Origin of the sequence: Glycocaulis sp., assembly GCF_052168375.1 — a bacterium.
GTDB lineage: Bacteria > Pseudomonadota > Alphaproteobacteria > Caulobacterales > Maricaulaceae > Glycocaulis.
On record NZ_JBQLZR010000310.1, the window covers coordinates 1 to 7,316 of the forward strand.

General features: G+C 65.4%; 5 protein-coding genes. All 5 read right to left on the reverse strand.

Translation table 11 applies throughout. The annotated features are described in order from the left end of the window. Positions 1 to 18 precede the first annotated feature (18 nt). Positions 19 to 864 carry an EamA family transporter gene (locus tag ACTS2Z_RS12845; protein WP_442573608.1) on the reverse strand — a complete coding sequence of 282 codons (846 nt, stop codon included), beginning with the start codon at positions 862 to 864 and terminating at the stop codon, positions 19 to 21. Continuing rightward, a complete protein-coding gene (gene ftsY / locus ACTS2Z_RS12850; protein ID WP_442573609.1) occupies positions 864 to 1,808 on the reverse strand; it encodes a signal recognition particle-docking protein FtsY in 945 nt (314 codons plus the stop codon). The genes ACTS2Z_RS12845 and ftsY overlap by 1 nt, the downstream gene beginning before the upstream one ends. Before the next feature lie 194 nt (positions 1,809 to 2,002). After that, positions 2,003 to 3,337 carry a tRNA (N(6)-L-threonylcarbamoyladenosine(37)-C(2))-methylthiotransferase MtaB gene (mtaB, locus tag ACTS2Z_RS12855; protein ID WP_442573610.1) on the reverse strand — a complete coding sequence of 445 codons (1,335 nt, stop codon included), beginning with the start codon at positions 3,335 to 3,337 and terminating at the stop codon, positions 2,003 to 2,005. A 58-nt stretch (positions 3,338 to 3,395) separates the two neighbouring features. Further along, positions 3,396 to 6,590: an efflux RND transporter permease subunit gene (locus tag ACTS2Z_RS12860; protein ID WP_442573611.1), complete on the reverse strand. Its 3,195-nt coding sequence runs from the start codon at positions 6,588 to 6,590 to the stop codon at positions 3,396 to 3,398. Next, positions 6,587 to 7,316: efflux RND transporter periplasmic adaptor subunit (locus ACTS2Z_RS12865; RefSeq protein WP_442573612.1), on the reverse strand; the 730-nt coding region annotated here is incomplete at its 5' end. The genes ACTS2Z_RS12860 and ACTS2Z_RS12865, both read right to left, overlap by 4 nt.

A 7,316-nucleotide genomic window follows, 5' to 3' on the forward strand; every position in this document is an offset into this window, starting at 1 on the left:
AACCCCGGCAAAGTAGCATCACCCCAGTTGCAGCAGTGCGAGCCCGCCCGCAAGGATGAAGGCCAGAACCCCGCGGCGCAGGCCGAAGGGTTCCTTCAGCACCAGGGCGGCAAGGATCGCGCCAAAGACAATCGAGGTTTCACGCAAAGCCGCCATCGGCGCGACGGGCGCAACCGAATAGGCATAAAGGGCGAGCGTGTAGGTCGCGAGATTGAACCCGGCGCTTCTGGCGGCGCCGGGAAGCTCCTGCAGGGCGGCCGTCACGATGCGGCGTCCGCGCCGGACAATCGCCGTCACGCCCATGGTGATGGCGGAAAGGATGAAGAACCAGACCGCATACTGGATGGGATTGCCCGCCTCACGCACGCCGGAGGCATCAACCACCGTGTAGCTCGCCGTCATCACGGCGGCGGAAAGGGCAAAGGCAAGGGCTGCGGCCTTGGGCACGCCGTTACGCTCCGGCCAGGCAAAGGCGATGATCGCCGCCGAGGCGGTGGCAAGGCCGATAATGGCGATGAGGCTGAGCGCTTCATCCAGAAAGATGAAGGCAAACACGCCGGCCATGGCGGGCGCCGCGCCGCGCATGACCGGATAGACAAGGTTCATCTCGCCGCGCTGGAAAGCGGCGATCAGGAACATGTTGAACGCCCAGATGATGGCCGCGCCCAGAAGCAGGAAGCGCCAGACCTCCCATCCGGGAAAGGGCAGGATGATCGCAATGGGCAGGCAGACCGGCACGCACAGGAGCACCGTCACCGCGCGAAAGACCAGCGTGTCCCTTGCCTGCTTGGTAAAGAGCGTCATCACCGAGTGCGCTATGGCCGATCCGGCCATGGCGAGCGCGGCGAGCGCGTTTACCTCCATCAGGCGTCGAGCCCGGCGAGCGCTCTGGCAAAATCGCGGGCGATGAAGGGCTGGAGGTCGTCCTCACCCTCGCCCACCCCGATGAAATGAATGGGCAGGGCGAACTTTTCGGCAACCTGAACCAGGGCGCCGCCTTTTGCTGTCCCGTCCAGCTTGGTCATCACGATGCCCGTAACCTTCGCCGCTTCCATGAAGGCTTCGGCCTGGGAGATCGCGTTGGAGCCGACCGTGCCGTCGAGCACGAGGACGACATGATGGGGGGCGGCGTCGTCCACCTTGGAGATGACCCGCAATATCTTGCGCAGCTCCTCCATCAGCTCGGCCTTGTTCTGCAAGCGGCCTGCCGTGTCGATGAGGACGGCATCGGCGCCAGTGCGGCGGCCTTCCTGCACAGCGTCGTAGGCAAGGCCTGCCGCATCTGCCCCGTGGGGGCGCGACAAGAATTGCGCGCCAGCGCGCTCCGACCAGACCTGCAACTGCTCGACGGCAGCGGCGCGGAAGGTGTCTCCGGCAGCCGTGATGACGCTCGCGCCCTCGCGCGTCATCTTCACCGCGAGCTTCCCAAGCGTCGTCGTCTTGCCCGATCCGTTGACGCCGACAAACAGCAGCACCTGCGGCGAGGCGCCGGAAATGTCCAGCGGAGCCTGATACGGCGACAGCGTCTCGGTGATAACGTCTGCCAGCGCCTCGCGGATTTCCGTATCGGTGACATCCTTGTCGAACCGGTCGCGCGACAGCCGCTCGATCACCTTTGCCGCCGTGGCCGCCCCCAGATCGGCGGCGATCAGCAGGTCTTCCAGCTCGTCGAGCGCGTCCTGGTCCAGCTTGCGCCGGGTGAACACGCCGGAGAGCTGGGCGGAGGATTTCGACAGGCCGGACGCCAGCCGCTTGAAAAAGCCTTCCGGCTTGGCGGTGACCGGCGCGGGCACAGCAGGCTCAGGCACGGCGTCAGGCGCCGTCGGCGACGCTGGCGCAGGATCGGCTGCCGGTGGTGCCTCCGCTGCAGGGGTTTCATCCACAGTCCCGGGGAAAGGATTTTCCGTTTCGGGCGCAGGCGGGTTTTCCCCTGCCGCAGGCGGGGCGCCGGCCGGGCTTTCAGCCTCCGGCTTGTTCTTTTTCCTGCCAAAGCCGAACCAGTTCATACCGCCTCCAGCGCGTCTGCGATGAGATGGGTGGCGTCATGGCCGGTAATCCGCGCGCGCACCAGGGCGCCGGGCCGGGCCGGTGTGTGAAGCCGGGCGGGCGCGAAATTGCCGGCACGGGCCTGCCCGTCCTTTTCCACCAGCAAGACCTCCTCACGCCCGACCATCGAGGCGAGATGGGCGGCAAGCGCTGCATCGCCCTTTTCGCGCAGGCGGCGGGCGCGCTCCTTGATGATGCTGCCGTCAACCTGCGGCATGCGCGCCGCGGGTGTTCCCGGGCGCGGCGAGTAGGGAAAGACATGCAGATAGGCGAGCTGGCACTCGTCCACCAGTTTCAGCGAGTTTTCGAACATTTCCCCGGTTTCGGTCGGGAAGCCGGCGATCAGGTCGGCGCCAAAGGCGATGTCCGGGCGCAAGGCTTTCAGCCGGTCCGTGAGCGCGATGGCATCGCCGCGCAGATGGCGGCGCTTCATGCGCTTCAGGATCATGTCGTCACCGGCCTGCAAGGACAGGTGCAGATAGGGGCAGAAGCGCTCCTCGCGGGCGATCACGTCCATGAGATCGTCATCGATCTCGATGGCGTCGATGGAGGAAAGGCGCAGGCGCTGCAGGTCCGGCACGAGCTTCAGGACCGCCTTGACGAGGCGTCCGAGCTTGGGCGCGCCGGGCAGATCACTGCCCCAGCTGGTCATGTCGACGCCGGTCAGCACCACTTCGGTATGGCCGGTCTCCACAAGGCGGCGCACCTGATCGACCACATCGCCGACCGGCGCAGAGCGCGCATTGCCGCGGCCATAAGGGATGATGCAGAAGGTGCAGCGATGGTCGCACCCGGTCTGGACCTGCACGAAGGCCCGTGCGCGGCCCTCAAGCCCGTCGACCAGATGGCCGGCAACCTCGCGCACGGCCATGATGTCACCGACCGACACCGCCTCACCACCAGAAATGGCCGTCGCCTTGAAGGTTTCGGGGCGCAGCTTTTCGGCATTGCCGATCACACGGTCGACTTCCGGCATGGCGGCAAAGCGCTTGGGGTCGATCTGGGCGGCGCAGCCTGTAACGATCATCTGCGCGCCCGGATTGTCGCGCTTCATGCGGCGGATGGTCTGGCGCGCCTGACGCACTGCCTCGTTTGTGACAGCACAGGTATTGATGATGATGGCGTCTTTCAGCCCGGCCTCGCGCGCATGATCGCGCATGACCTCGCTTTCCCATGCATTGAGGCGGCAACCGAAGGTGACGATTTCCACGCCTTCTGCGTCCGGCGCGCGCTCGGGCGCTGCCGGGTCGGCAGGCTCAATAGTCGTGGTGTCGGGGCCGGGGGCAGTCATGGCCGCGATAAGTGAGCCTCCCTGTGCCTGCGGTCAAGCCGGGGCGGTGCACGCAGCCCTATTCAGCCGGCTCGGCATGGGGCTGGACCTCGCGCACCTTCACCCCGCGCAGATCCTCCACGATCAGCACGAAGGCCGGCAAGAGAAGCAGGATGAGCGCCGAGGCGAAGAGCAGACCCACGCCCAGCGAGATGGTCATGGGCACCAGGAATTGCGCCTGAGGACTCGTCTCCAGCATGATCGGCAACAAGCCGAAAGCGGTGGTGAGCGTGGTGATGAGGATCGGACGGAAACGCCGCGCCGTCGCCTCCGAGATCGCCTCGGCAGGCGTGTAGCCCCGCGCAACATTGAAATTATAGCGGTCCATCAGGACGATGGAGGCGTTTACCACCACGCCGGACAGCGCCACCATCCCGAACAGTGAAGGGAAGGAAACGTCATAGCCCATGACGAAATGGCCGAAGATCGCCCCGCCCACACCAAAAGGAATGGCGATGAGGATAACCAGCGGCTGGACATAGCTGCCAAGCTGCGTGGCGAGCAGGGCGTACATGATGATGATCGCAAAGAGGAAGCCCTGCCCGATCGAGGCAAAGTCCTCTGCCTGGTCGGCGCCCGCCCCTGACAATTCCCAGCGCAATTGCGGGAAATCGGCTTGCAGCTGCGCCAGCGGGCCTTCTTCCACGATGGCGCGGGCATCATCGGGGGTAAGGATCGAACGGTCGACATCGGCTGTCACCTCGATCACGCGCCGCCCGTTCACCGAATTGATAGCCGTAACGCTGCGCGTCTCGGTGATGTCGGCAGCAACGGTCAGCGGAATGGCCGTGCCATCGGCGGCACGCACCCGGAAGCGGGAGAGATCGTCAAGGCTGGTGCGCTCGCCTTGCGGATAGCGCACGAAGACCCGCACTTCCTCGCTGCCGCGCTGGATGCGCTGGATTTCCTCACCGAAAAAGGCCTGCCGCGCCTGACGGGCGATGTCGGCGGCACGCAGGCCAGCCGCATCACCAGCCGGAGTGAGGGCGAAGTCGAGCTGGCGCTTGCCCAGCTCATACCCGCTATCAATACCGCTGAGGGCATCGATATCGCGCAGGCCCGAAACGAGCTGGTTCACAGCCGCTTCGAGCGTTGCATTGTCCGGGTGGGAGAGCTGATAGGCGATATCCGGATCCTGCGGCCCGGCAGAGGCGGTAAAGGACAGGCGCTCCACCCCGGCGAGAGTGCCGATACGGCTGCGCCATTCGCGCTCCAGCTCGGTGGAAGACAGGCGGCGCTGCGAGGCGGGCACAAGGCGTATCTCGATCTGGGCCAGATGCGAGGCGATGGTGGTGGAACTGACCGATCCGGGACCGCCAAAAAGGCTCGCCCGGCCGCCAATCACGGTCGAGATGGATTCAAAAACCGGCTCGCCGCGCTCCGCATATTCGGCCTGCATGGCCTCGGCCTCATCCAGCATGCGCATGGCCGCCATCCGGGTCGCTTCAAAGGGCGACCCTGTCGGCAGGGCCAGATTGGCGGTGATCTGGTCCGCTTCGATATTGGGGAAGAAGACAAAGCGCACCGTGCCGGTGCCGAGAAGCGTGAAGCAGGCGATGAGCACGCAGAAGCCCGCCAGCGCCACGAGATAACGCATCCGCCCGGCAAAGCGCGTCCAGCTGCGAAGAACGGTGTCGGCGAAATTGGCGGCCAGGCCGTCAACGCGTTCCTGGATGGCCCGCATCGGCCCGCGCGACCAGGTGGAACCGCCGGCGAGCTGGGTTGGAAGCACGAAGAAGGCCACGATCAGCGAAATAATGAGGATGGAGATCACGAGGATCGGGATGGGCCTCGTGATCTCGCCGAATGTGCCGCTGATGAAGACCAGCGGCCCGAAAGCGGCAACCGTGGTCAGGACGCCGACAAGTACAGGTGCAGCCACACCGGTCACACCGGCGATGGCCGCGTCCTTGTTGGAGCGGCCCTTGGTGCGCTCGCGGTCCGTGTTCTCGCAAACCACGATGGCGGCATCGACCACGATGCCGAGCACGATGATGAGACCGAACGTGGTGATGAAGTTCAAGGTGACGCCCGCGGCCCCGAACAGGGTGAACCCGCCAAGGAAAGCGATCGGCACACCCAGCGCCACCCAGAAGGCGAGGCGCAAGTCGAGCATCAGCACCAGCAGCAGGAAGACCAGGGTAAAGCCAAGAATCGCGTTGCGGGCCAGGAGGGAGACCCGGTCCCGGAAGACCTGGCTCTGGTCGCTCGCCACACTGATCGAGATACCTTCGGGCAGGACGGCCTGATCGACGTATTCAATCGCCCGGGCGCGCACGCGCAGCAGGTCCTCATTGCTGCGAAGCTGCACATCGACAAAGGCCGCAGGCTGGCCGTCATAGAAACTTATCAGCGGGTCTTCGGCAAAGCCGTCCGTGACAGTTGCGACATCGCGTACCCGGATGCGTGATCCGTCCGGCTGGGCGCGCAGGACAATATCGGCAAAGGCCTCTCCCGTTTCCGCGCGCGCATTGGTGCGCAGAAGAAACTCGCCCGCATCGGTGCGGATCTGGCCGCCGGAGAGATCAATCGAGGCGGCACGCAGGGCCTGCGCCACGTCGCCAAAGGTCAGATTATAGGCCCGCAAGGCCTCCTCCGACACCGAGATGGCAATCTCGTAGGGACGCACGCCGCGCAGCTGCACGGTGGAGATGCCGTTGATGGCCATCAGATCGCGTTCAACCTGCTCTGCGGCGCTGCGCAGGGCTGCCTCGTCCACCGCGCCGGTCAGCACAAGGGTGAGGACATTTGTCGTCGGCTGGGGAATGCGTATCTGGGGCTGTTCGGCGTCGGCGGGCGGGAAGCTGACAAGGGAATCAACCGCCGTCTGCACATCGTCGCGGACGATGCGCGGATTGGCGAATTCATTCAGCTCGATCGTGATCGTGCCCACGCTTTCAGCTGCCGTGGCGCGCACTTCGCGCACGCCGTCCAGGCCGATCACCGCCTCCTCGATCCGCCGGGTGATGGATTGCTGGACGTCTTCGGGCGTTGCGCCCGGATAGAGAACCGAGACGCTGATGATGCGCGGGGTGAAGGCCGGAAAGACTTCCGTGCGCATGGTTGCAGCGCTGATCGCACCGCTCAGGAGCAGAAGGATCATGAGCAGGTTTGCCGCAACCGGATTATCGGCAAACCAGCGGATCAGGCCTGCGCCCGGCAGACCCTGATCGGGAGGGGTGTCAGGCGATCCTGATGGCCGCGCGCCGCTCAATTGCCACGCTCCGGCAATATGGCGACCGGTCCGTTCAGAACCGATTCCGGCAGCGGAGAGACGATGACGCCATCGCCTGCATCAAACGGTGCGGCAATGACGCGGCCTTCGGTGCGGTCGAGCACATCGATATCGACCGTTACGATCCGGTCATTGCGCACGATGCGCACCTGATCAAGGCCGGCGAGCGCGGCCGCCGGCAGGCTGAATGCGCTCTCGATACGGTCTGCCTCGACAACCACATTCGCAAAGAGCCCAGGGCGCAGGGCGGCCGGATTGTCCGGGCTGACATAGACGGTGATGAGGCGTGAGCGATCATCCAGACGCGCGCCTTCGCGCACTATCGTGCCGGTCATGTCGGGCGCGGCGCCCGCTTCAAAGGACAGAGCTACCGCGCGCCCGGTAGCCGGTGCGATGCGGGCAAGGTCTTCCGGGCTCAGGGGCACGGCGATTTCCAGCGCGTCGAGCGCGTAGGCCTCGCCATAGGGCTGGCCGGGGCTCAAGGTCTGACCCAGCTCGATACGTGTCTCGGCAACACGCCCCGCGAATGGCAGGCGCAGGCGCGTGCGATCGAGGTTGAGGCGTGCGGTTTCAAGGTCTGCGCGCGTGGAGACGACCCGCGCCCGCGCCGCCTCCAATTGCGGCTCCAGTGCGGTCAGGGGCGCAATCGGCTCACCGGGATAGAGATTATTCCATTCCTCGACTGCCAGTGCGGCTTCCGCCTCA

Coding starts and splice junctions, on each gene's coding strand:
- ACTS2Z_RS12845 (WP_442573608.1), bottom strand. CDS start 864: ATGGAGGTAAACGCGCTCGCCGCGCTCGCCATGGCCGGATCGGCCATA.
- mtaB (WP_442573610.1), bottom strand. CDS start 3,337: ATGACTGCCCCCGGCCCCGACACCACGACTATTGAGCCTGCCGACCCG.